The sequence below is a fragment of the Stenotrophomonas sp. SY1 genome, assembly GCF_021202945.1.
Lineage (GTDB): Bacteria > Pseudomonadota > Gammaproteobacteria > Xanthomonadales > Xanthomonadaceae > Stenotrophomonas.
Genome location: NZ_JAJOYR010000002.1, coordinates 606,754 through 631,677 on the forward strand (window position 1 = coordinate 606,754; position 24,924 = coordinate 631,677).

A 24,924-nucleotide genomic window follows, 5' to 3' on the forward strand; every position below is an offset into this window, starting at 1 on the left:
GGCGCATCCCCCGCTCGATGGGCTTTACGGTAGGCACGACGTGCAGAAACGCATCCTGATTGTCGATGACGAACCCGCGATCCGAGACATGGTCGCCTTCGCCCTGCGCAAGGGGGAGTACGAACCGGTGCATGCCGGCGACGCCCTCGAAGCCCAGACCGCCATTGCCGACCGCGTGCCGGACATGATCCTGCTGGACTGGATGCTGCCTGGCACCAGCGGCCTGGAACTGGCCCGGCGCTGGCGCAAGGAGGCCCTGACCCGCGATGTCCCGATCATCATGCTCACCGCCCGTGGCGAGGAGAACGACCGGGTCGGTGGACTGGAGGCCGGCGTTGACGACTACGTGGTCAAGCCGTTCTCGGCCCGCGAACTGCTCGCCCGCATCCGCGCGGTGATGCGCCGTACCCGCGACGACGACGAGGACGGCAGCGTCGCGGTCGGCCCGATCCGCATCGATGGCGCCGCGCACCGCGTGTTCGCCGGCGATGTGCCGGTGCCGATCGGCCCGACCGAATACCGCCTGCTGCATTTCTTCATGACCCATCCCGAGCGCGTCTATACCCGCTCGCAGCTGCTGGACCATGTCTGGGGCGGCAGCGTGTACGTGGAAGAACGCACCATCGACGTGCACATCCGCAGGCTGCGCAAGACCCTGGAGCCGTTTGGCGCGGAAAACATGGTGCAGACGGTGCGCGGGTCGGGTTACCGCTTTTCCGCGTCGATCTGAACCACACCGCGGCGACCGCTGGCCGTAAGCCAGGATTGATGTCATAACCGGGTTCACCCTTGTGAACCCTTCGCACCATCCGAGAGCGCAATGCCCCGTCAATTCCGATCCGCCTGGTTGAAGACGTTGACCACCGTGGCCACGTTGCTGTTGCTGGCCGGGCTGCTGGGCATGGCGATCGGACACCCGGCGCTTTGCGTGGCGATAGCGGCACTGGCGGTCCTGGCCTGGCACTACTGGCGGCTGCGTCAGGTGCTGATGCGACTGACCGCGCGCCAGCGCTGGGAAACCACCGAAGGCACCGGCGTGTGGAACGAACTGGACCGGGTGCTGTACCGCAACCAGCAGGAAATGCGCGCACGCAAGCGGCGCCTGATCCAGATGCTGCGCAGCTACCGCGCCGCCGCTGCGGCCCTGCCCGATGCGGTGGTGGTGGTGGACCGCAATACCCAGCGCGTGCAGTGGTTCAACGAAGCAGCCACGGCGCTGCTCGGGCTTCAGCATCCGGCCGACATGGAAGCGGCGCTGGTCGAACGCCTGCTGCCGCTGCCGCTGGCGCACTGGCTGGCCGGCGGCCGCAATGCCGAGCCGATCCTCGATGCGAACTCGCCGGTCGATCCGAGCATCCGCCTGCACCTGCGCCTGATTCCGTATTCAGACCATCACTGGCTGCTGGTGGCGCGCGATGTCACCAAGCTGCTGCACCTGGAGCAGGTGCGTCGCGACTTCGTGGCCAACGTCTCGCACGAACTGCGCACGCCACTGACCGTCGTGCACGGCTACCTGGACATGATGGACCCGGAGGATTTCCCCGATACCGGGCCGATGCTGTCGGAGATGCGCAAGCAGTCGCAGCGCATGGCGCAGCTGGTGGAAGACCTGCTGACGCTGTCGCGGCTGGAGTCGCAGCAACACACCGAACTGGAAACGGTGGCGATGACCTCGATGCTGGCCTCGCTGCGGCGTGAAGCCGAAGCGCACAGCCAGGGACGTCACACCATCGTCGTCGAAGACAAGGCCGGCGTGGACCTGGCCGGTTCCAACAAGGAACTGCACAGCGCCTTCTCCAACCTGCTGACCAACGCGGTGCGCTACACCCCGGCCGGCGGCCGCATCACGCTTACCTTCGCCCGCGAGGGCAATGGCGCGGTGCTGGCCGTCACCGATACCGGTTACGGCATCCCGGCCAACCACCTGCCGCGCCTGACCGAACGTTTCTATCGCGTCTCCAGCAGCCGTTCGCGCGAAAGTGGCGGCACCGGGCTGGGGCTGTCGATCGTCAAGCACATCCTCGGGCTGCACCAGGCGCGCCTGGATATCCGCAGCGAAGTCGGCAAGGGCAGCACGTTCTCGTGCCACTTCGATGCCGAGCACGTGCGCCCGCGCAACTCCACCTCCACGACCGCTTCCACGGAAGACTCACCGGCATGAACCCGCCCGTCCCCACGCTGCCCGCCTCCGCCAACGATCCGTTGCGTGATCCGGCGCTGTACATCAACCGGGAGTTGTCGCAGCTGGACTTCAACTTCCGCGTGCTGGCGCAGGCGATGGACGAACAGGTGCCGCTGCTCGAGCGCCTGCGCTTCCTGTGCATCTCCTGCACCAACCTGGACGAGTTCTTCGAGATCCGTGCAGCCGCGGTGCGCCACGCGCAGGAGTTCGGCCTGCCGCCGGCACCGGACGGCATGAGCCCGCAGGCGATCCTGACCGCCATCCACGACCGCGCCGCCGAACTGGTGGACCAGCAGTACCGCTGCTGGAACGACGTGCTGCGCCCGGCGCTGGCCGAGGCCGGTGTCGGCATCCTCGCGCAGCGCTCGTGGACACCGCGCCAGCGGCGCTGGCTGCGCGCCTACTTCCGCAACGAGATCATGCCGGTGCTGTCGCCGCTGGGGCTGGACCCCTCGCATCCGTTCCCGAAGATCCTCAACAAGTCACTGAACATCGTCGTCGTGCTCAAGGGCACCGACGCATTCGGCCGCGCCGGTCACCTGGCGCTGGTGCGGGCACCACGTTCGCTACCACGCATCATCCAACTGCCCGAGTCACTGGGCGGCCCGCAGAATTTCGTGCTGTTGTCGGCAGTGCTGTCGACCTTCGTCGACGAGATGTTCCCGGGCATGGAAGTCCAGGGCGCCTACCAGTTCCGCGTCACCCGCAACTCCGAACTCGTGGTGGACGAGGAAGAAGTGGAAAACCTGGCGCTGGCGCTGCGCGACGAGCTGGTCGATCGCGGCTATCGCCCGGCCGTGCGGCTGGAGATCGCGCACGACTGCCCGAAGCCGATCATGCAGACGCTGCTGCAGAACTTCGGCCTGCCCGAAAACGCGGCCTACCGCATCGAAGGCCCGGTCAACCTCAACCGGGTGATCCAGGTCTACGACCTGCTGCAACGGCCGGACCTGAAGTACCCACCGATGACGCCGCGTGTGCTCAAGGCCAGCGAAGGCATCTTCGAGAAGGCCGCGCAAAGTGACATCCTGCTGCACCATCCGTTCGACTCGTTCAGCACCGTGCTGGAGCTGATCCGCGAAGCGGCGGTGGACCCGAATGTGCTGGCGATCAAGCAGACGCTGTACCGCACCGGCAAGGACTCGGGGATCGTCGAGGCACTGATCCTGGCCGCGCGCAACGGCAAGGACGTCACCGTGGTGGTCGAGCTGCGCGCGCGCTTTGACGAGGAAGCCAACCTCGGCCTGGCCGACCGCCTGCAGGATGCCGGCGTGCAGGTGGTCTACGGCGTGGTCGGTTACAAGACCCACGCCAAGATGCTGCTGATCGTGCGCCGTGAAGGCCGCAAGCTGCGCCGCTACGTGCACCTGGGCACCGGCAACTACCACAGCGGCACCGCCCGCGCGTACACCGACCTGAGCCTGATCACCGCCGACGCGGATATCGGCAACGACGTGCACCTGCTGTTCCAGCAGCTGTCCGGGCTGGCACCGAAGATGAAACTCAAGTGCCTGCTGCAGTCCCCTTTCACCCTGCATCCGGGGCTGATCAAGCGCATCGAGCGCGAGATGCGGCTGGCCGAACAGGGCAAACCGGCGCGCATCATCGCCAAGATGAACGCGCTCAACGAACCGCAGGTGATCCGCGCGCTGTACGCCGCCTCGCAGGCTGGCGTGCAGATCGACCTGATCGTGCGTGGCGCCTGCACCCTGCGCCCGGGCGTGGAGGGCGTGTCGGACAACATCCGGGTGCGTTCCATCGTCGGCCGCTTCCTGGAGCACAGTCGCGTCTACTGGTTCGGCAACAACGGCGCGCCGGAGCTGTACTGCGCCAGCGCCGACTGGCTGGAACGCAACCTGCTGCGCCGGGTGGAAACCTGCTTCCCGATCCTGGACAACGACCTGTCCCGGCGCATTTATCGCGAAGTGCTGCAGAACTACCTCGACGACAACCTCAATGCGTGGGAACTGCGTGCCGATGGCCGCTACGAAAAATGCGAGCCGGCCGCCGACCAGCCGCCGCATTCGGCCCAGCAGGCGTTGCTCGAGGGGCTTTGAGGGCCGCGTGACTGAAGGGCAGTGAGAGCAGCCGCGCTCCTGCCCTCGGCCTTCATTTCCGAGCAGGCCGGGATCTCAACCGACGAGCGGCGGCGCATCGTTCCCGGCTTTCCGCTGTTCCTTGAACCCTGCGGCAAAGAGCAAATGCCAGAGCGATTCCCGCCTGCGCGGGAATGACGGCAAAAAAGCAAAGCGCTGCCGGCCAGCCTCCCTGCCGCTGCCTCACCCGACTCCTCTTCGCTCACTTCCTCTTCTCGCCCTCCCCCCGCTCCTGGCATTACCATCCCCGTCATGCCCCAGTCCTCCACGACTCCCCCGCCCCTCCAGGACGGCGACCTGCTGGCCGCCATCGACCTGGGCTCCAACAGCTTCCACATGGTCATCGCCCGCTATCTGCTCGGGCAGTTGCGTGTGGTCGATCGCCTGCGCGAAACCGTGCGCATGGCCGACGGCCTGGATGGCAAGGGCGGGGTATCGACCGAAGCGCGGCAGCGCGCGCTGGAATGTCTGGCCCGTTTCGGCCAGCGCATCCGCGACATCCCCCCTTACCGGGTCCGCGCGCTGGCCACCAATACGGTGCGTCAGCTGCGTTCGCCCATGTCGTTCCTGATGCCGGCCGAAACCGCGCTGGGGCACGCCATCGAAGTGGTGAGCGGGCGCGAGGAAGCGCGCCTGATCTACCTCGGTGTTGCACACGCACAGCCGCCCAAGCCGGGCCAGCGACGACTGGTGATCGACATCGGCGGTGGTTCCACCGAGTTCATCATCGGCCAGGGCATGCAGACCCTGGAACGCGAAAGCCTGCAGGCTGGCTGCATTGCCTCCACGCGGCGCTTCTTCCCCGGTGGCAAGCTGAGCAAGAAGCGCTGGAAGGATGCACTGACCGAAATCGGCGCCGAGTTCCAACCCTTCGCCAACAAGTACAAGACGCTGGGCTGGCAGGAAGCGCTAGGTTCCTCCGGCACGCACAAGGCAATCAGCGAAATCTGCGCGGCGATGAAGCTCAGCAAGGGCGCCATCACCGCCGAGGCCCTGCCGCAATTGCGCGAGGAACTGCTGCGCGCCAAGCACATCGACGACATCAATCTGCCCACGCTGTCGAGCGAACGTCGCCCGATCATCGCCGGCGGCGTGCTGGTGCTGGAGGCCGCCTTCCAGGCGCTGGGCCTGCAGAAACTGCTGGTCAGCAAGGCCGCGATGCGCGAAGGCATCCTCTACGACATCATGGGCCGCGCCAGCGACAACGACCCGCGCGATGAATCCGTGGCCGCACTGACCCAGCGCTACGGCATCGACACCGCCCAGGCGCAGCGCGTGGAAGCCACTGCGCAGCGCCTGTTCGAGCAGGTTGCCGAGGCCTGGAAGTTGGATTCGGACGATGCACGCATGCTCGGCTGGGCCGCACGCCTGCATGAGCTGGGCCTGATGATCGCGCACAGCGGCTATCACACGCATGGCAGCTACGTGATCGAGCATTCGGACATCGCCGGTTTCTCGCGCCAGGAACAGCAGATGCTGGCAGCGTTGATCCGCAGCCATCGTCGCAGCGTTTCCAAATCCGCTTTCGATGCCCTGCCCGAGCGTCTGCTGCTGCCGGCCAAGCGCACCGCCGCCCTGCTGCGGCTTGCGGTGTTGCTGCACCGCGCCCACGAGCAGACGCCAATCCCCACGCTGGAACTGGCGGTGGACGGCAACACCTTGTCGCTGGTGCTGTCCAAGAGCTTCATTGACGCCCGCCCGCTGCTGCGTGCCGACCTGGTCGGCGAAGCCGAAGGCATGACCGGGCTGGGCATCAACTTCCGGCCGTTCGTGGCCTGAGCCTCACCCGCACCATGTAGTGCCGAGCCATGCTCGGCAAGGGCTTGCCCGGGAGGAAAACCTCGCCGGGTATGGCTCGGCGTTACCGGCTTGGCGGTTTCGGCGCTTGTCATCCAGGCGGAACATCACCGACATATGCCCGCCACAGGCCGAGCGCATCCTTCCGGCAAACCCGGAGGCCGCCATGCGCTACGCCATTGTCACCGAGACCTATCCGCCGGAGGTCAACGGCGTTGCCCTGACCGTCCAGGGCCTGGAACATGGCCTGCGCAATCGCGGCCATGAGGTGGATCTAATCCGCCCACGACAGTCGCAGGACACCGCCGCCACGCATGAAGTGCTGGTCCGCGGCGCCTCCCTGCCCCGCTATCCGGGCCTTCGCTTTGGCCTGCCGGCCCCGCAGCGGCTTGCCCAGCATTGGCAGCAGCGTCGTCCCGATGCGATCTACATCGCCACCGAAGGCCCGCTTGGCTGGTCGGCCATGCGCAGCGCACGCCGGCTCGGCATTCCGGTGGCCTCCGGTCTGCACACACGCTTTGACGAGTACCTGCCCGACTACGGCGCAGCGTGGCTGCAAGCCGCCGCGCTGGCGTGGATGCGACGATTCCACAACCAGGCCGATGTCACCTTGGTGCCGACCCAGGAACTGCGCCAGTTCCTGCAGGACAACGGCTTCGCGCGGCCGCGGCAGCTCGCACGCGCGGTCGATGGCCGCCAGTTCGATCCGCAACAACGCAGCGCCGCGCTGCGCGCCGAGTGGGGCATTGAAGGCCAAGGGCTGGTGGTGATCCATGTCGGCCGCATCGCCGCCGAGAAGAATCTGGGCCTGGCAGTAAAAGCCTTCCGTCGCATCCAGCAGCAGCGGCCGAAGGCGCGTTTCGTGTGGGTGGGCGATGGCCCGTTGCGCGAGAGGCTGGCCTACGAAAACCCGGACTTCATCTTCTGCGGCATCCAGCGCGGTGAAGCGCTGGCAAGGCACTTCGCCAGCGGTGATCTGTTCCTGTTTCCCAGCCGCAGCGAGACCTTCGGCAACGTCACCCTGGAATCGATGGCCAGCGGCGTGGCGACGGTGGCCTTCAACTACGGAGCCGCGCGCGAACACCTGCGCAGCGGCCACAACGGAGTCGCGGTGGAAAACGACGAGAGCTTCATTGCCGCAGCCGTCCAGCTGGCCAGTGATGAAGAGATGCGCACCACGCTCGGTGCCAACGCCAGCCGCGCGATGCAGCGGCTGCATCCGGAGCAGGTGGTCGCCGAATTCGATGCACTGCTGAGCGCACTGGCCAACCGGAGACGCCCCCATGCCTTTGCTGCCGCCTGAAGGAATCGCCGCGCGCGAGGCCCGCTGGTGCCGTCGCGCAAACCGCTACGGCCGCCGACGCGGCATCCGCCGGGTGTTCTCGGTGCTGAGCCGGCTCGGCGACGGCGTGTTCTGGTACATGCTGATGGGCGCCCTGGTGCTGGCCGACGGACTGGACGGTCTGGAGGCCTCGATCCACATGGCCGCTACCGGCGTGATCGCGCTGACCCTGTACAAGGCGCTCAAGCGCTGGACGCGACGCCCGCGCCCGTTCGCCGCTGACCTGCATATCCGCGCCTGGGTGGCACCGCTGGATGAATACAGCTTCCCTTCCGGGCACACCCTGCACGCAGTCTCCTTCACGGTGGTCGCGCTGGCCTACTACCCGTGGCTGGCGCCGCTGCTGGTGCCGTTCACCGCCGGCGTAGCGCTGTCGCGCGTGGTGCTGGGCCTGCATTACCCCAGCGACGTGCTGGCGGCCACCGGCATCGGCCTGCTGCTGGGCACCGCCTCGCTGCAGCTGTGGCCGCTGGTGGTCTGATCCTGGCCGGCCTGCACGACGGCGCAGCACACGCCCTACAATGCGGGCCATGACCACGCTGTTCATCTCCGATCTGCATCTGGACCCGAGCCGTCCAGCCATCACCGAACTGTTCCTCGGCTTCCTGCGCGGTGAAGCGCGCCAGGCCGAGGCGCTGTACATCCTGGGCGACCTGTTCGAGGCCTGGATTGGCGATGACACGCCTTCCAGTACCGCCGATGCCGTCGCCGGCGCCCTGCGTGAACTGCATGAGAGCGGCGTGCCGGTGTTCTTCATCCGTGGCAACCGCGACTTCCTGGTCGGCAACGATTACGCCGCACGCGCCGGCATGCGCATCCTGCCGGACCCGGCGGTGATCGAGCTGTACGGCAAACCGGTGATGCTGCAGCACGGCGACCTGCTGTGCACCGACGACGTCGCCTATCAGGCGTTTCGCGCGCAGACCCGCGACCCGGCCTTCATCGCTCAGTTCCTGTCGCAACCGCTGGAAGCGCGCATCGCGTTCGCACAGAAGGCCCGTGCCGCCAGCCAGGCCCGTCAGTCGGAAATGAAGGAAGGCGACCGCGCCCAGTTCGAGACCGTCACCGACGTGGCGCCGGCCGAAGTGGTTTCCACCTTCCAGCGTTATGGCGTGGACACGATGATCCACGGCCATACCCATCGCCCTGCCATCCACACCGTGCAGGCAGGCGAGCACATCTGCACGCGCATCGTGCTCGGCGACTGGTACGAACAGGGTTCGGTGCTGCGCGTGGATGCCGATGGTTTCCGGCTGGAAGCGCTGCAGGGCTGAGAACACGAGCGGGCACGAATCGCGCCGCCCGCTGATTGCCTTGTGCCGGTGGAGCCGAGCCGCGCTCGGCTGGTGCTTTACCGGTGACATGCTGCCGAGCATGGCTCGGCACTACTTGGAATTTCCCGGCGTTGCCGTGCCGAGCATGGCTCGACACCGGCTGACTGGGCTGACCTGGCGTCAGGGAGCTTCGACCCGCACCGAGGGATCGCGTGCGCAGCCCTTGAAGGTTTCCTTGCCGAGTACGAACTCGGAGGTGAAGGGGTAGCGGAGGTCGGACATGCCGTCCGAGCATTCGCCCTTACGGATGGTCAGGCCGAAGGCCGCATCGCCCTCGCCGCCCTTCACGGTCAGCACACCGTCCTTCACCTCGTGCGTTCCCTCGAACATGCGCGGCTTGTCCATGGTTTCCGGCGTGGTGTAGGTCAGCCGACCACCGTCCACCAACACACCCCAGAACGGCTCGGTGCCCGACGCCTGCAGGACCGCAGGAAACTCCGCCGCAGCGTGCACAGCCTGCTCGCTCACCGCCGGTGCCGCGGCCTCTTCCGGCGCGGCAGGCGGCGTCTGCTTGCAGCCTGCCAGCCCCATCACCAGCGCCAATCCAATCCATGCATGCTTCATCAGCGGGTTCCTTGTTGTACGAAAGCGGTCATTGAACACCAGCGCATGCCTATGGCTGGTGAACTGAGGATTCGCGCGATCACCCGCGCCGACCGGTGATATCAACTGTGATGTAACGCTCACGCGCGCCCCGAATGCCACGACAGGCCACGCTGACATCTTCGTCACCGGGCAGCGACGTGCGTCAACCGGCCTGCTCGACCAGGTTGGCCAGTTCGTCCTCGTCGAAACCGGCCAGCAGACGCGCCTCGATGTTGAACGGGCCGTGCAGATAGCCACCGGCGTATTCGCGCAGCAGTTCCTTGAAGCGTGCGCGGGGCTCAACGCCCGCACGTTCGCAGTACCAGCGGTACCAGCGCGAACCGGCCGCCACGTGCGCGACTTCCTCGCGCAGGATCACTTCCAGCACATCGGCGGTCGCATCGTCACCGAGCGAACGCAGCTTGGTGATCATGGCCGGAGTGACATCCAGCCCGCGTGCTTCCAGCACGCGCGGCACCAGCGCCATGCGCGCCAGGCCGTCGTGTGCGGTCTTCTCGCACATTTCCCACAGACCGTTGTGCGCGGGGAAATCGGCGTAGTCGTGGCCATGTGCCAGCAGGCGTTCGCGCAGCAGCATGAAGTGGCGCGACTCGTCATCGGCACAGCTCACCCAATCGGCATGAAAGCTGCCGGGCAGGCCACGGAAGCGGTAGACCGCGTCCCAGGCCAGGTCGATGGCGTTGAGTTCGATATGGGCGATGGCGTGGATGAAGGCAGCACGCCCTTCCTGCGAGCCGAGACCACGTCGCGGCAGGTCGCGCGGATGCACCAGCACCAGCTGCGCCGGACGGCCGGGCATGCGGATCGGCTCGGGATCGGAGGCCTGCGCGGGCAGTTTCAAATTGCCGGCGCGAAAGCGTCTGGCGTAATGCTGGGTCAGCTCAACCTTGCGCAGCGGGTCAGCTTCGGCAAGGCAGATGCAGGCCGCGTCGAGGAGGGAGAAGCCAGCGGGTTCCGGTGCGGATACGCCCGGCGTCACTTCCGTGTTCTGCGCAGGTTGCGTGGTCATCGGCATCCAAACATCGAGGCGCTGTTCGGCCCTCACCCCAACCCCTCTCCCGCAAGCGGGAGAGGGGCTTGAGTGTGTCAGGCGCGGCGCTGCTTCTTGGCTTCGTCCGAACGCAACTGCTGGATGCGCTCGAAATAACCCGGCTCGATGCCGGTGACGTACTCGCCATTGAAGCAGGACGAATCGAATTCCTTCAGGTCCGGGTTGCCTTCACGCACGGCCACCTCCAGGTCTTCCAGGTCCTGGTAGACCAGCCAGTCGCAACCCAGGTGCTTTTCGATGTCCTCGACGCTGCGGTTGTGCGCGACCAGTTCCTCGGCGGCCGGCATGTCGATGCCGTAGATGTTCGGGTAGCGCACCGGCGGCGCGGCGCTGGCCAGGTAGACCTTGCGCGCGCCGGCGTCACGCGCCATCTGCACGATCTGCTGGCTGGTGGTGCCGCGCACGATCGAGTCATCGACCAGCAGCACCACGCGGTTGCGGAATTCCAGATGGATCGGGTTGAGCTTGCGACGCACCGACTTCACCCGCTCACCCTGCCCCGGCATGATGAAGGTGCGGCCGACATAGCGATTCTTGACGAAGCCTTCGCGGTACTTCACGCCGAGCACGTTGGACATTTCCAGCGCCGCGTCACGCGAGGTGTCGGGGATCGGGATGATGGTGTCGATGTCGTGATCCGGACGCAGGCGCAGGATCTTCTCGCCCAGCTTCTGGCCCATGCGCATGCGCGCCTTGTGCACCGACACGTTGTCCATCATCGAGTCCGGACGTGCGAAATACACGTACTCGAAGATGCACGGGGTCTGCTGCGTGTTGGCCGCGCACACTTCAGTGAACAGCTCGCCGCGCTCGGTGATGACCACCGCTTCGCCCGGCGCCACGTCACGGATGCGCTCGAAACCGAGCACGTCCAGCGCCACCGATTCGGAAGCCACCACATACTCGTCGCCTTCGGCATTGGTGCGCTTGCCCAGCACCAGCGGGCGGATGCCATGCGGGTCGCGGAAAGCCACCAGGCCCAGGCCCAGCACCACGCTGACCACCGCATAGCCGCCCTTGCAGCGGCGGTGCACGCCGGCCACAGCGCGGATGGCCGCTTCCGGGGTGAGCATGCGCTGCGCATCCAGTTCGTAGGCGAACACGTTGAGCAGGACTTCGCTGTCCGAGTCGGTATTGATGTTGCGACGGTCGGCCTCGAACACCTGGCGACGCAGCGCCTCGGTATTGATCAGGTTGCCGTTGTGCGCCAGCGCGATGCCGTAGGGCGAGTTGACGTAGAACGGCTGCGCCTCGTCGGTGCCTTCGGAGCCGGCGGTGGGATAACGCACATGGGCGATGCCGATGCGGCCCTGCAGCAGCGCCATGCGCCGCTCGTCGAACACATCACGTACCAGGCCGTTGGCCTTTTCCACACGCAGCCGCGTACCGTCCGCGGTGGCGATGCCGGCCGCATCCTGGCCACGATGCTGGAGGACGGTCAGGCCGTCATAAAGCTGCCCGGCGACGTTCTGGTTGCCGACGATTCCGACGATGCCACACATGTTGCGCGATCTCCGCTGGGCGCAGGCGCCCGGTTAACGTGAAGGTGGCCGTGCCTGGCCGTGTACCTCGACCCGTGTGGGATCGGGTTGACCCGGGCGCACCTGCGCCGGATCGATGTTGGAGGGCAACGCCCCCGCCGGGTCCACCGGGTTGTCCTGGCCTGCGCGCTGGCGGTGGTCATTGCCCACCTGTTCCAGCAGCGCCGGCAGCAACCCGCTGCCCGCATCTGACTCGTTCGGTCCGCCATTATCGCCTGCCAGCACCGACTTGCCCAAGTCCATCAGCGACATTGCCGGTGACTGTGAGGGCTTTGGCAGTTGTTCACGTAGCCAATCTGCCATCGGCTGCAACCACGGCAGCACCACCGACTGGCGCCAGGCCGGTGCCTCGCGCATCGAACTGAAGCCCAGCGCGAACACCGCCAGCACCGCCAGCAGCACCCCGCGCAGCGTGCCCAGGCCCAGGCCGAGAAGGCGATCGGGCCACTTCAGCAGCACCGTGGCATTGACCACACCGCGCAGCAACATGCCCAGCAACGCCATCACCAGCAGCACGCCGATGAACACCAGCAGGTAGCCGCCGATGTAATCACCGCTCTCGGCCGGCGAACCGGCGGACAGGAACTGCGCGGCGCTTTCGCCGTAAAGCAGCGCCGCCCAGGCAGCCAGCCCCCACGAGGCCACGCCCAGCACCGTAGCCAGCAAGCCGCGGATCAGCCCAAGCAGGGCCGATATGGCGATCAGCCCCAACAACAGCAGATCAAGCACCGCGCACTCCGCCAACGAGGACCGCGGCGCAGCCGGTCAGGCTTTGCAGGCCGTTACGCATCAAGGATGCGGACGGACCATGCCGGCGATACCCACCTTGGCGGCCACCTGGGCCTTGAGCTGCTCGGCCTCGGCACGGCTGACCACCGGCCCGACGCGCACGCGGCTGAGCGTGCCGTTGTCGGTGCGCACCTGCTCGACGAAGGCGCTGAAGCCGGCCGCACGTGCGCGGTCGCGCAGGGCGTTGGCATCGGCCGCCTGGCCAAATGCCCCCAGCTGCACAGCGAAGCCGACGTTGCTGGCGGCCGGTGCTGCCGGAGTACGCACTTCCGGCTTGGCCGGCGTGGTTGCCACCGGCTTGGCCGGTTCCGGTTCCGGCTTCGGCGCAGGCTTGGCCGGCTCGGGTTTGACTTCCGGCTTGGGCGCGGCGGCGACCGGCCTGGCCGGTTCCGGCGGCAGCGCCTCGGTCTGCACCGCAGCCGTTGCCGGCGCGGCCGTGGCCGTGCTCGCCACCGGGGCGGTGGCAGGCGCTTCGGCGCTGGCGTTGAGCACGACCACCTGTGCATTGACGTCGCTGCGCACCTTGCCGGCCTCCAGCCGCACCAGTTCCGCCTGGGCGCGGTCGGCGTACGGGCCAATGCGCACACGCCAGGCCGGACGGCCATTGATGGTGTCGGCCTGGTGGAAGCCCGGCAGGTTGGATTTCTTCAGGTGCGCGATCACCGCATCGGCATCGGCCTGGCTGGCGTAGGCACCAAAGTTGACCGCGTAGTTGCCTGCGGCGACGGCTGGCGGCAGGCCGCTGCCAGTGGCTGCGACGGCCGGCGCGGTGGTGGCTTCCGGCTGCGCGGCCGGCATGCCCACTGCACCACCGGCAGGCGCCACCAGCGGCAGCTCACGGGTTTCGAACTGGCCATCGGCCGGGGCGGCCGGGGCCTTCAACGGCACGTCCTGGACGCCACTGTCCGGCGCCGGCCCTTTGACCAGCATCGGCAGGAAGATCACGGCCAAAGCCACCAGAACGATGGCACCAATCAGTCGCTGTTTCAGAGGAGTATCCACAGATGGCGTACACAAGGGGCGTGGCGGGTTGCCGTGGCGATTATATGCGGGGCATCCGCCACGCGGCCGCGGGAACCGTTCATGATCGCGCGATCTCGGTGTGGCACCGGCTTGCTGGCCCCCGTCAGCCCGCTGATTGCAGCAGCGGCAAGGCCTCGGCCACGGTGTGGAACGAACCAAATACCAACACCCGGTCCCCTACCCCGGCCTGGGCCAGTGCGAGCTTCAGCGCCGCATTGACGCTCCCGGCCTGCACCCCGTTGGCGGCGGCGGTTGCCTTCAGCCGTTCATGCAGCTGCGCCGCGCTCTGCCCACGTGCGCCGTCCAGCCCGGCCAGCCACCAGCCATCGACCTGCTCCTGCAACGCCTGCACGACGCCCTCGGCGTCCTTGTCGGCCAATGCCCCGTACACCGCCAGCGTGCGGCCGCTGGCCGGTTGTGCCTTCAGTGCGGCGGCCAGCGTCGCGGCAGCCTGCGGGTTATGGCCGACATCAACCAGAACCTCCACGCCACCGCGTTCGAACCGCTGCAGACGCCCGGCAATCCGCGCATCGGCCACACCCTGCGCCCACGCGGTGCGCGGCACCGGCTTGTCCAGCGCACGCAACGCGGCAATGGCGGTTGCGGCATTGTTGCGCTGGATCGGCGCCCACAAGGCCGGCTGCGGCAGTTCGATGCGGAACGCCACATCGCGCCAGCGCCAGTTCTGCGCATCGATCGGCTCGGCGAAGAAATCGCTGCCGAACCGGATGGCATTGGCGCCCAGCACGTAGGCGCGGCGCAGCACGCTCGACGGCGGGTCGATCTCGCCCAGGATCGCCGGCTTCCAGCCGCGGATGATGCCGGCCTTCTCTTCACCAATGGCTTCGCGGTCGTTGCCCAGCCAATCGGAGTGGTCGATGTCCACGGTGGTGATCACCGAAACATCGGCATCGATGATGTTGACCGCGTCCAGGCGGCCACCCAGGCCCACTTCCAGCACCGCCAGGTCCAGCCCGGCCTGCTGGAACACCCACAATGCGCACAAGGTGCCGTATTCGAAATAGGTCAGCGCCGTGTCGCCGCGAGCATCCTCCACGGCATTGAAACCGGCCACCAGGGTGGCGTCGTCAACGTCGGCGCCGTCGATGCGCACGCGCTCGCTGTAGCGCAGCAGATGCGGCGAGGTGTAGGCACCCACCTTCCACTCGGCAGCACGGGCGATGGATTCGATGAAGGCCACCGTCGAACCCTTGCCGTTGGTCCCGCCGACCACGATGGTGTACTCACCCGGTTTACCCAGCTGCATGCGCTGGGCGACCTCGCGGACCCTTTCCAGACCCATCGCGATGGGGTGCGGGTGCTGCTGTTCGATATGGGCGAGCCACTGTTCAAGCGTGGCGGGACGTACGGAAGACATGCGAAGGCTCTCTGGATCATGGGCCAGGCCAGGATGGCCGGCAGCGCGTTGCGCGCGGGAATGGTGCCCATAATACAGCGGGCTTGCGGGTGGCCCTGCGTTTGGGTGGTGCCGAGCCGTGCCCAGTCGGGGCACTACCAGGCAGGCCGCATCGCCGAGCGTGACTCGGGCGTACATGACGGCAGGGTTCTCGCAAAGGGCTACCCCTCCCCAGCCCTCCCCTTGCCTGCGGCAAAGGGGGGAGCAGATCGGTAGTGCCGAGCCGTGCTCGGCGGGGGCATTACGGGAAAGACCGCAGCGGAGCATGGCTCCGCTCTACCGAATCGCGAATCTCCAATTCCGGCGGCGCAACGCGCCGCATCACCTCACAGCGCGCGGTGCTTGGCTTCGCCGAAGAATGGGGTGTGGTGGGCACAGTCGTTCAGGCGCACCACTTCCAGGTGCTCCACATCGGGGCCTTCGAGCAGGTTGAGCGTGGTCGGTGCCTGGCGGAAGGTCCACAGCTTGGAGATCGGCAGGCCCAGGATCTTGCACAGAATCACCCGGTTGACCGCGTCGTGGGCGACCACCAGCAGGGTGTCGTCCTCGCCCAGGCCTTCGGCGGCCTTGGTCAGCCCGCGCCAGCTGCGGTCCAGCACCTGACGCAGCGATTCACCGCCGGGCATCAGCACAGTGTCCGGCTCCTCGCGCCAGGCACGCAGGCGCGCCGGGTCCTTGTCGTTGATCTCGCTGGCCAGCAGGCCTTCCCACTCACCGTGGGCGATTTCCTGCAGGTCCGGCTCGGTCAGCAGCATCGCTTCGCGGTTGCTGCCAAGCGCGGCCTTGGCGGTGCTCTGCGCGCGACTCAGCGGCGAAGCGACGGCACGGGTGATCTGCACATCGGCCAGCCGTTCACCCAGGGCCTTGGCCTGGGCTTCGCCAACCGGCGAAAGGGGAATGTCGATCTGGCCCTGATAGCGGCCTTCGGCGTTCCACGGCGTTTCGCCGTGACGGGCAAGCAGGATGCGCATGCAGCAAGTTCCATTGTTGTGTGGGGCCCGCCGGGTCGATACGGCAGGAGGCGCATCATAGCCCGGCCGCGCGAGGAAGCAGCCCACGGTTACCAGCGATACGGATCGGCCCCCGCCGCCATGGCCGAACGGCTTCCACCGGTTACCACCGCCCAGGATTCAAAGCTGCAACGGCAACAGCCAATAGCGCAGACGGAACAGTTGCGTGCCCGGCACAGGCGTTACCATGTCCGCTTCCTATCGGTGGCACGGTGTGATTTCCGCATGAGGGCCAACAACTTCCAGGCCCCCGGCGTGGCATGAGCAGCCCCTCTCCGAAGCATCCCATCTCCGTATTCTGGAACGAGCCCCGCAACCGCTGGGCGGCGGCGCTGATCACCGTGCTGCTGCACCTGCTGTTGCTGCTGCTCCTGCTGCATTCCAACCCGCCGGTGGTTTCCTCGCCGGACGGCGCTTCCGGTGGCGGCCGGGTCAAGGTCGATTTCGTCGGTGACGCAGCGGCGCCCCCGCAGCCCCAGCAGAAGCCAGCGCAGCCCAAGCCCCGGCAAACACCCCCCTCGCAGAACAAGACGCAGGCGCAACGCCGCAGCCCGGACCGCAAGCCGGTAGCGGAAGCCCGTTACATCGAGCCGCCCAGCGCGTCCGAGCAGGAAGAAAACCCGACACCCGACCAGGCGCAGGCCGAAGCCACGCCGCCGCCAGCCGCGGCCCCCTCGGGCAGCGCGACACAGCGTCCGCAGACCTGGACCGGGCGCCCGCCCGGCCTGTTGGAAAGGCCGGCCAATCCCGACGACAACGGGCGTTCCACCGGCCAGGGCAACCAGACCGGTCGCCTGGTCGATCGAAGCGGTGGCGAGCCGGCCATGGAAGTGGGCGGCTACCAGATCATCTACGACCTGCTCAGCGAGACAAAGCTGCGCACCTGGATGGACCAGGGCATGAAGGAGCTGCTGATCCCCCTGCCCGGCACCACTTACCTGATGGTCTGCCCGGCCGAGGTCGCGCTCCGGCGTGGTTCAAGCAAGTGCCGCATGTTGCCGTCGGATTCGCCCGAACTGAAGGCCATCGGCGATGCGCGGCAGTTCGTCATCGTGATGTACGTCTATCGCTACGGCGAGCTGCTCTGGCGCGGCCCCGGGCCTTATCGCTGAGTTCGGCTGATTCGGGCGTTCGGTTGACCCTTGTAGGAGCGGCGTCAGCCGCGAAGCTCGCATCAATGAAATGACGGGCACGTCCGCGAGCTGAAGCATCGTCAGCTTCGCGGCTGACGCCGCTCCTACAAAACCTGAAAAAGCCGCATCGTGTCTCTCTTGCTATCTGCGAGCACGCGTAGGAGCGGCTTCAGCCGCGAAGCTCGCATCAGTGAAATGACAGGCACGTCCGCAACCTGGAGCATCGTCAGCTTCGCGGCTGAAGCCGCTCCTGCGGTGGGCCAATAGACCGCAGCCGAAGGAATCAGCAACGCGTTGCCCGCAAACGCAGAAGCCCGGACGGATTCCCGTCCGGGCTTCTGATTGGACCGCTCGACGTGCTTACTTCGAGGCGGCGTCCATTTCCTTCAGCAGCTGCGGCGCCGGCGCCACTTCCTGCATGATCCAGCGCATGTAGCGCTCGTCCACCGAGATCATGCGGGTCATCACCGGGTCGAACACCCAGTTGCTGGCGACCGATTCCCAGATGCCGTCAAAGGCCAGGCCAACCAGACGGCCATGCGCGTCCAGCACCGGCGAGCCGGAATTGCCACCGGTGATGTCCAGGTCCGACAGGAAGTTCACCGGCACGCTGCCGATACGCGAATCTTCCAGACCGCCGTAACGCTTGGCCTTGACCGCATCGATCAGTGCCTTCGGCGAATCGAACGGATCGGCGCCGGTTTCCTTGGCCACGATGCCTTCCAGGTCGGTGAAGGCCGGCTGCACCTTGCCGTCCAGGCCGGTGTAACCCTTCACGTTGCCGAAGGTGATGCGCAGCGACAGGTTGGCGTCCGGGTAGACGAACTCACCCTGGGTCTTCTTGTAATCGGCAATGGCCTGCAGGAACAGCGGACGCGCCACCAGCTCCTCGCCCATGCGCACCTTGCGCTGGTGTTCCAGCTCCAGCAGTGCCGGCATCACTGCCACCGCGTACTGGATGGCCGGATCGGTGCTGGCTTCGAACGCAGCCTTGTCGGCGTTGAACCACTTCAGGCGCTCGTCCAGGCTGCCCAGCTTGGAACCGTCCAGGCGGGTCACGCTGGCCGCTACCGCAGCGGCGTTGTCACCACCCAGCCAGGTGTCGAACGCCGGCAGGCGCTGTGCGGCCGGCAGGGCCACGTACTGCTGCAGCCAGTACTGCTGGAACTGACGATCCATGGCCGCCACGTAGCGGCGGTCCATCTGCTTCAGGCCGCCTTCGATGGCCGGCAGGTCGCGTTCCTGGTAACCCTCTTCGCGCTGCGCGTCCGGCTTGGCCTTTTCGATGGCCAGGCGGTACAGGCGCACAGCGGTGCCCAGCGTGCCGGTGCGGTTGAGCATGGCCAGGTTGAGGTCACGGGCCTGGTTGGCGCGCGACTGCTGGCCCAGCGCCTGCAGCTGGGCGAAGGCGTCCAGTGCCGGCTTGCCGGCAGCACCCTGCCCGCGCAGCCATTCCAGCACCGCCGCTTCCTCGCGCTGCTTGTGGGCCAGCACGTTGTTGCGCTTGAAGCCGTCCAGCTGACCGTCGTAGTTCTTGCTGGTGTTGTTCCAGCCGGCCATGCTCGCGGCGTACTTCACCGCGATGTCCTTGTTGTCCTTGCTGGCCGCTTCGACCAGCGCGATCTGGTCCTTGTAGGCCTTGGCAATGGCCGGGTAGCTCCAGTTGGCGGTGTTCTCGAACTCGCTGACCAGCGCGTAGCGGTCGGTGCGGCCCGGGTAACCGGCCACCATCACGAAATCACCCTCGCCCAGCGGCTGGTTGGCCAGCTTCAGCCAATGCTTGGGCTGGTACGGCACGTTGTCGGCGGCGAATGCGGCCGGCTTGCCGTCCTTGCCGACGTAGGCGCGGTAGAAGGAGAAGTCACCGGTGTGGCGCGGCCACATCCAGTTGTCGATGTCGCCACCGAACTTGCCGACGCTGCCCGGGGGCGCGTACGCCAGGCGCACGTCCTTGATTTCCATGTTCTTGAACAGGCGATAGGTGTTGCCGCCGGAGAAGCTGTACAGGGTGCAACTGTAGGCGTCGTCGCTTTCGCAGTCGGCGATCAGCTTCTTCTCCAACGCTTCCAGGGCTTCAGTGCGCTTGAGCGGATCGTTGCCGGCGCCAGCGATGGCGGCCTTGGCCTGGGTGGTGACGTCGGTGATGTCGTCCAGCACGTAGATGCGCGCGTTCGGGCCGGCGCTCAGTTCGTCCTTGTAGGTCGGCGCGTTGAAGCCGTCCTTGATCAGGTTCTTCTCAGCGGTCGAGTTCAGCTGGATCGAGCCGTAGGCGCAGTGGTGGTTGGTGACCACCAGGCCCTGCGGCGAGACGAAGCTGGCGGTGCAGCCGCCCAGCGCAACCACCGCGCCCATCGGGTCGCCGGTCAGGTTGGCCAGCTGCTGCGGGTCCAGCTTCAGACCGGCCTGCTTCAGCGGACCGGCGATCTCCGGCAGCTGCTGCGGCACCCACATGCCTTCAGCGGCCTGGGCGGCCTGGGCCATGCCCAGCCCGGCGACGATGGAAAACGCAAGCAAATTCACGCGCATGAGGCAGTTCCGAAAGGTTGGAACGGCCGATTGTAACGATTGGAACCGCCCCCTTCCCCTGCCATCGGTCAGTACGGGGCGGTTACGGTGGGAGGCATATAATCGCGGCTCTTTTTCACACTGCGGTTTTCCTGCAATGGCACAGACGATGAAGGCGCTGGTGAAGCGCGAAGCGACCAAGGGCATCTGGATGGAAGAGGTGCCGGTACCGACGCCCGGCCCCAACGAAGTGCTGATCAAGCTGGAAAAGACCGCCATCTGCGGTACCGACCTGCACATCTACCTGTGGGACGACTGGAGCCAGCGCACCATCAAGCCGGGCCTGACCATCGGCCATGAGTTCGTCGGCCGCATCGCCGAGATCGGCCCGGGCGTGACCGGCTATGAAATCGGCCAGCGCGTGTCGGCCGAAGGCCACATCGTCTGCGGCCACTGCCGCAACTGCCGTGGCGGCCGCCCGCACCTGTGCCCGAACACCGTCGGCATCGGCGTCAATGTCAACGGCGCCTTCGCCGAATACATGGTGATGCCGGCCAGCAACCTGTGGCCGATCCCCGACCAGATCCCGTCCGAGCTGGCCGCCTTCTTCGATCCGTACGGCAACGCCGCGCATTGCGCGCTGGAGTTCGACGTGATCGGCGAGGACGTGCTGATCACCGGCGCCGGCCCGATCGGCATCATCGCCGCCGGCATCTGCAAGCACATCGGCGCGCGCAACGTGGTGGTCACCGACGTCAATGATTTCCGCCTGAAGCTGGCCGCCGACATGGGCGCCACGCGCGTGGTCAACGTCGCCAACCAGTCGCTGAAGGAAGTGATGAAGGAACTGCACATGGAGGGCTTCGACGTGGGCCTGGAAATGAGCGGCAACCCGCGTGCGTTCAACGACATGCTCGACTGCATGTACCACGGCGGCAAGATCGCCATGCTCGGCATCATGCCCAAGGGCGCCGGCTGCGACTGGGACAAGATCATCTTCAAGGGCCTGACCGTGCAGGGCATCTACGGCCGCAAGATGTACGAGACCTGGTACAAGATGACCCAGCTGGTGCTGTCCGGCTTCCCGCTGGGCAAGGTGATGACCCACCAGTTGCCGGTGGACCGCTTCCAGGAAGGTTTCGACCTGATGGAACAGGGCAAGGCCGGCAAGGTCGTGCTGAGCTGGAACTGATCGCCAGCGCGATGCACACGAAAGGCGCCGCAAGGCGCCTTTCGTATATCTGCAGCCGCGAAGCCCGAAACAATGAAATGACCGGCATCTACGCAACCTGGAACATCATCAGCTTCGCGACTGACGCCGCTCCTACAAAAACAGCATGAAAAAGGCGCCTTTCGGCGCCTTTTCCATTACGCATCAAACAAGAATCAGGGCACGTCCACCGACACGGTGAACACCACGCCCGGCTTGTAGGTGTCCGACTCGCGGCGCAGCAGCGAAGCGTCCGAACCGAAGGTGTCGTAGTAGCCCAGGGTCGCGGTCGCCGGGCCGAAGGCCTTGGACACCGAGATCGAACCGTCGTAGTAGTCCGCACGACGCGGCCACTCGTTGGCTTCTTCCTTGATGGTGGTGTAGCCGGCCGAAGCGCCGATCGAGAAACCGGACTCGCCGATGTCGTAGCTGGCTTCCAGCGCCGAGTAGGTCTGTTCGGCACCGCTGTTGCTGTAGTCGTTGGCGTAGCCCAGCAGGCCGCTCACGGTCACCGGGCCATTCCAGGTCACCTTGGCCAGGTATTCGTTGTAGTCGATGTCACCGTAGCCCGAGGAGGCATTGGTGTAGGTGTAACGGTTGATGCCCAGATCGATGTTCCAGCTGTCGGACAGGTCCTTGCTCCAGCCGATGTTGTAGTCGACTTCGAAGTTCGGGCCGCCTTCGCCGAAATCGACGTTGGAGCCCCACACGGTGGCGTACACGCCGAACGGTGCGGTGTAGGTGGCGCTGGCCTGGAACGCGGGGCCGTTGTCGGTCTGCGACACACCACGGAACACGTAATCGGTGGTCACCGCGAAGGAAGCGCTGAACGGAGACGTGGCCTCCTCCTCACTGTCCTGGGCCCAGGCGGCGAACGGAACGGACAACAGGGCGGCGCAGGCAACGGCGACAAGACGCTTGTTGTGCATCAGGGACTCTCCAGGAAGTGGGGGGCATCGGATCGAACCAATCCGATTCACGAATTTTTAACCGCAATGATATTGCGATGCAACATCCGCGTGCCCTTTTTCCCGTATTCAGCCTCCCGTGGCCGGAAAAATCCCGTAGCGCCGTGCTGCCAAGCGGATCGATTCACCCGTTGCGTAGGCCGGACTGCCGGGCGGCAGCTCCACCTCCAGCTCGGCCGCCACGCCTTCCAGGCGTGCGCGCAGCCGCTGGCGAGGCCCGCTGCGCTGCACTGCGCCCACCGTCGCCGGCCAATGGCCACCAGCATCGATCACCAGGTCCTCCGGACGTACGAACACTTCCAGCGGCGCGTCGTCCTGCGCCGTCGCTGCATGCGGCCAGCGCGCGCCGGCCACTTCCAGCACCTCGCCCTGCTGCCGCGCCGGCAACCGGTTGGCTTCGCCGACGAAGCCGTACACGAACGGCGATGCCGGCTGGTCGTAGACCTCGCCCGGAGTGCCGACCTGTTCGATGCGGCCACGGTTGAGGATGGCGACGCGGTCGGCCAGCTCCAGCGCCTCCTCCTGGTCGTGGGTGACGAACACCGTGGTCAGGCCGGTGCGGTCATGCAGTTCACGCAGCCAGCGGCGCAGGTCGCGACGCACCTGCGCATCCAGCGCGCCGAACGGCTCATCCAGCAGCAGCACGCGCGGCTCGATGGCCAAGGCGCGAGCCAGCGCCACGCGTTGGCGCTGGCCGCCTGACAACTGCGCCGGATAGCGGCCGCCCAGTCCTTCCAGCTGCACCAATGACAACAGCTCGTCCACGCGCGCGTCGATGCGCGCCTTCGGCCAGCGCTCGGCGCCGCGCCGTACTTCCAGCCCGAAGGCAATGTTGCGGCGTACGTCCAGGTGCTTGAACAGGGCGTAGTGCTGGAACACGAAACCCGCCCGCCGCGCCTGCACGCTCAAGCCGGTGGCGTCCTCGCCATCGAACAGGATGCTGCCCTGCTCCGGCTGCTCCAGCCCGGCAATGGCGCGCAGCAATGTGGTCTTGCCCGAGCCGGACGGCCCCAGCAGCGCCAGCAGCTCACCGCTGCGAATGTCCAGGCTGACGCCGTCGAGTGCGGCGAACGCGCCGAAGCGCTTGCCCAATTGTTGGATGCGGATGTTCATCAGTTCACCTCAGTGGCGATGCGCGGCGGCCAGCGACTGGCCGTGGCGCCATTCCAGGAAAGTCTTGACCACCAGCGTCAGCAACGCGGTAGCCGCCAGCAGCGAGGCGCAGGCGAAGGCCGCGCTGTAGGCGTATTCGTTGTAGAGAATTTCCACATGCAGCGGCAGCGTGTTGGTGCGCCCACGGATGTGCCCGGACACCACCGACACCGCGCCGAACTCGCCCATCGCACGCGCGCTGCACAACAGCACGCCGTACAACAGGCCCCAGCGGATGTTGGGCAGGGTCACCTTCCAGAACATCTGCCAGGCATTGGCACCAAGCGTCAGTGCAGCCAGCTCCTCATCGCTGCCCTGCTGCTCCATCAGCGGCATCAACTCGCGCGCGATGAAGGGGAACGTGACGAACACCGTGGCCAGCACGATGCCCGGAATGGCGAACACGATGCGCGGCAGTTGCAGCAGCGTTTCTCCCAGCACCGGCAGATGCAGGCGCACGCCATCCTCGATGAACGGCCAGAACCAGCCATCGCGCCCGAACAGCAGCACGAACACCAGGCCCGCCACCACCGGCGACACCGAGAACGGCAGGTCGATCAAGGTGACCAGCCAGCGCTTGCCGGGGAAGCTGTGCTTGCTCACCACCCACGCCGCGGCCACGCCGAACACCAGATTCAGCGGCACCACGACGGCGGTGACGATCAAGGTCAGCTTCACTGCCGACAAGGCATCCGGCTCGCTGATGGCCAACCAGAAACCCTGCACACCACCACGCAGTGCTTCAACGAACACCAGCAACAACGGCAGCAGCAGGAACGACAACAAAAACCCCAGCGCGCCGAGGATCAACAGCACCTGCACCCAGCGCGGCTCGCTGGTCACCCGTTGACGGGTACGCACCGCCGCCCCCTGCTCTGCCTGCACCGGCAACTCCAGTACCTGTTCGTTCATTGCGACCCCCGACGCTGCAACCATGCCTGCAGGCTGTTGACCAGCAGCAGCACCACGAAGGACAGCAGCAGCATGGCCCCGGCAATGGCGGTGGCACCGGCGTAATCAAATTCTTCCAGGCGGATGGTGATCAGCAGCGGTGCGATCTCGGTGAAATTGGGCAGGTTGCCGGCGATGAAGATCACCGAGCCGTACTCGCCCACGCCGCGCGCGAAGGCCAGCGCAAAGCCGGTCAGCATCGCCGGCCACAACATCGGCACCACCACCCGCACGATGGTCTGCAAGCGGCTCGCGCCCAAGGTTGCCGAGGCTTCCTCCAGCTCACGCTCGGCTTCGGCAAGCACCGGCTGCACGATGCGCACCACGAACGGAAGGCCCACGAACACCAGCGCGACGGTGATGCCCAGCGGTGTGTAGGCCACCTTCAGGCCCAGCGGTTCCAGCCAGCGCCCGACCCAGCCCTGGCCGCCATACAACGCGGTCAAGGCAATGCCGGCCACGGCGGTGGGCAGGGCGAATGGCAGGTCGATCATTGCATCGAACAGGCGTCGGCCCGGAAAGCGATAGCGCACGAACACCCACGCCACCCAGGTGCCCATCACCGTGTTGAATGCGGCCGCCGCAAATGCGGTGCCAAAGCTCAGCCGCAATGCGGCCAACACGCGCGGCTCGGTCCATATCTGCCAGACACCGCCGATGCCCAACCCGGCCGCTTTCAGGAACACGCCGGCCAGCGGGATCAACACGATCAACCCCAGCCAGAACAGGGTGATGCCCATACCAATGCCAAAGCCGGGCAGAACCCGGCGTTGGCGCCGCACGCGCGGCGGTAATGCGTCAGTGCTTGTACTCACCG

Annotated in this window: 20 protein-coding genes and 1 pseudogene; 9 read left to right on the forward strand and 12 right to left on the reverse strand. The window is 66.5% G+C overall.

Going from position 1 to position 24,924, the window contains the following annotated elements:
- The first annotated feature begins 40 nt into the window (after window positions 1-40).
- The 7 genes from phoB to lpxH all read left to right on the forward strand — a co-directional run bounded on the left by phoB (window position 41) and on the right by lpxH (window position 8,691).
- Complete coding sequence (phoB, locus tag LR961_RS14260) at window positions 41-730, forward strand: phosphate regulon transcriptional regulator PhoB (protein ID WP_232150566.1); 690 nt, start codon at window positions 41-43, stop codon at window positions 728-730.
- Window positions 731-820: 90 nt separating this feature from the next.
- Window positions 821-2,161 carry a phosphate regulon sensor histidine kinase PhoR gene (gene phoR, locus LR961_RS14265; protein WP_232150568.1) on the forward strand — a complete coding sequence of 447 codons (1,341 nt, stop codon included), beginning with the start codon at window positions 821-823 and terminating at the stop codon, window positions 2,159-2,161.
- Window positions 2,158-4,239, forward strand: coding sequence for a polyphosphate kinase 1 (gene ppk1 / locus LR961_RS14270; protein WP_232150570.1), 2,082 nt, complete (start codon window positions 2,158-2,160; stop codon window positions 4,237-4,239). The genes phoR and ppk1 overlap by 4 nt, the downstream gene beginning before the upstream one ends.
- Before the next feature lie 291 nt (window positions 4,240-4,530).
- Window positions 4,531-6,057 carry an exopolyphosphatase gene (gene ppx / locus LR961_RS14275; RefSeq protein ID WP_232150572.1) on the forward strand — a complete coding sequence of 509 codons (1,527 nt, stop codon included), beginning with the start codon at window positions 4,531-4,533 and terminating at the stop codon, window positions 6,055-6,057.
- A 184-nt stretch (window positions 6,058-6,241) separates the two neighbouring features.
- Window positions 6,242-7,378 (forward strand): glycosyltransferase family 1 protein, encoded by a 1,137-nt coding sequence (locus LR961_RS14280; protein ID WP_232150574.1) that lies wholly within the window; start codon window positions 6,242-6,244, stop codon window positions 7,376-7,378.
- Complete coding sequence (locus LR961_RS14285; protein WP_232150576.1) at window positions 7,359-7,898, forward strand: phosphatase PAP2 family protein; 540 nt, start codon at window positions 7,359-7,361, stop codon at window positions 7,896-7,898. Before LR961_RS14280 ends, LR961_RS14285 begins: the two co-directional genes overlap by 20 nt.
- Window positions 7,899-7,947: 49 nt before the next feature.
- On the forward strand, window positions 7,948-8,691 hold the full coding sequence (gene lpxH, locus LR961_RS14290; RefSeq protein ID WP_232150578.1) for a UDP-2,3-diacylglucosamine diphosphatase: 744 nt from the start codon (window positions 7,948-7,950) through the stop codon (window positions 8,689-8,691).
- A 180-nt stretch (window positions 8,692-8,871) separates the two neighbouring features.
- Here the strand turns inward: lpxH and LR961_RS14295 are convergent, their stop codons facing one another.
- The 7 genes from LR961_RS14295 to LR961_RS14325 all read right to left on the reverse strand — a co-directional run bounded on the left by LR961_RS14295 (window position 8,872) and on the right by LR961_RS14325 (window position 16,149).
- Entirely contained in the window at window positions 8,872-9,315 is a 444-nt protein-coding gene (locus LR961_RS14295; protein ID WP_232150580.1) for a hypothetical protein, read from the reverse strand.
- A gap of 184 nt (window positions 9,316-9,499) precedes the next feature.
- Window positions 9,500-10,366 (reverse strand): ferritin-like domain-containing protein, encoded by an 867-nt coding sequence (locus LR961_RS14300; protein ID WP_232150582.1) that lies wholly within the window; start codon window positions 10,364-10,366, stop codon window positions 9,500-9,502.
- 77 nt (window positions 10,367-10,443) lie between these two features.
- Window positions 10,444-11,910 (reverse strand): amidophosphoribosyltransferase, encoded by a 1,467-nt coding sequence (purF, locus tag LR961_RS14305; RefSeq protein WP_232150583.1) that lies wholly within the window; start codon window positions 11,908-11,910, stop codon window positions 10,444-10,446.
- Window positions 11,911-11,943: 33 nt separating this feature from the next.
- Window positions 11,944-12,678 (reverse strand): CvpA family protein, encoded by a 735-nt coding sequence (locus tag LR961_RS14310; RefSeq protein WP_232150585.1) that lies wholly within the window; start codon window positions 12,676-12,678, stop codon window positions 11,944-11,946.
- A 60-nt stretch (window positions 12,679-12,738) separates the two neighbouring features.
- Window positions 12,739-13,740 carry an SPOR domain-containing protein gene (locus LR961_RS14315; protein ID WP_232150587.1) on the reverse strand — a complete coding sequence of 334 codons (1,002 nt, stop codon included), beginning with the start codon at window positions 13,738-13,740 and terminating at the stop codon, window positions 12,739-12,741.
- 124 nt (window positions 13,741-13,864) lie between these two features.
- Window positions 13,865-15,139, reverse strand: a complete 1,275-nt coding sequence (gene folC, locus LR961_RS14320) for a bifunctional tetrahydrofolate synthase/dihydrofolate synthase (RefSeq protein ID WP_232150589.1) — start codon at window positions 15,137-15,139, stop codon at window positions 13,865-13,867.
- Between the two features lie 365 nt (window positions 15,140-15,504).
- Window positions 15,505-16,149, reverse strand: a complete 645-nt coding sequence (locus LR961_RS14325) for a histidine phosphatase family protein (protein ID WP_232150590.1) — start codon at window positions 16,147-16,149, stop codon at window positions 15,505-15,507.
- A 299-nt stretch (window positions 16,150-16,448) separates the two neighbouring features.
- Between LR961_RS14325 and LR961_RS14330 the strand changes: the two genes are divergently transcribed.
- The gene (locus tag LR961_RS14330) at window positions 16,449-17,300 is read left to right on the forward strand and encodes a type II toxin-antitoxin system RelE/ParE family toxin (protein ID WP_232150592.1); all 852 of its coding nucleotides are present in this window, start codon (window positions 16,449-16,451) and stop codon (window positions 17,298-17,300) included.
- A 381-nt stretch (window positions 17,301-17,681) separates the two neighbouring features.
- On the opposite strand, the gene LR961_RS14335 is transcribed toward LR961_RS14330, so the two are convergent.
- The gene (locus LR961_RS14335) at window positions 17,682-19,847 is read right to left on the reverse strand and encodes a S46 family peptidase (RefSeq protein WP_232150594.1); all 2,166 of its coding nucleotides are present in this window, start codon (window positions 19,845-19,847) and stop codon (window positions 17,682-17,684) included.
- A 136-nt stretch (window positions 19,848-19,983) separates the two neighbouring features.
- Here LR961_RS14335 and tdh point away from each other — a divergent pair, with 136 nt between their 5' ends.
- Window positions 19,984-21,018, forward strand: coding sequence for an L-threonine 3-dehydrogenase (gene tdh, locus LR961_RS14340; RefSeq protein WP_232150596.1), 1,035 nt, complete (start codon window positions 19,984-19,986; stop codon window positions 21,016-21,018).
- Between the two features lie 194 nt (window positions 21,019-21,212).
- Here tdh and LR961_RS14345 read toward each other — a convergent pair whose 3' ends face one another.
- The 4 genes and pseudogenes from LR961_RS14345 to cysT form a co-directional block, all read right to left on the reverse strand.
- The gene (locus tag LR961_RS14345; protein ID WP_232150598.1) at window positions 21,213-21,965 is read right to left on the reverse strand and encodes a TorF family putative porin; all 753 of its coding nucleotides are present in this window, start codon (window positions 21,963-21,965) and stop codon (window positions 21,213-21,215) included.
- A 108-nt stretch (window positions 21,966-22,073) separates the two neighbouring features.
- The gene (locus LR961_RS14350) at window positions 22,074-23,117 is read right to left on the reverse strand and encodes a sulfate/molybdate ABC transporter ATP-binding protein (protein WP_232150600.1); all 1,044 of its coding nucleotides are present in this window, start codon (window positions 23,115-23,117) and stop codon (window positions 22,074-22,076) included.
- Between the two features lie 9 nt (window positions 23,118-23,126).
- Window positions 23,127-23,996: pseudogene (gene cysW, locus LR961_RS14355) on the reverse strand (sulfate ABC transporter permease subunit CysW); the annotation flags it as partial.
- A 68-nt stretch (window positions 23,997-24,064) separates the two neighbouring features.
- Window positions 24,065-24,889 carry a sulfate ABC transporter permease subunit CysT gene (gene cysT / locus LR961_RS14360; RefSeq protein WP_332311043.1) on the reverse strand — a complete coding sequence of 275 codons (825 nt, stop codon included), beginning with the start codon at window positions 24,887-24,889 and terminating at the stop codon, window positions 24,065-24,067.
- Between the last annotated feature and the right edge of the window lie 35 nt (window positions 24,890-24,924).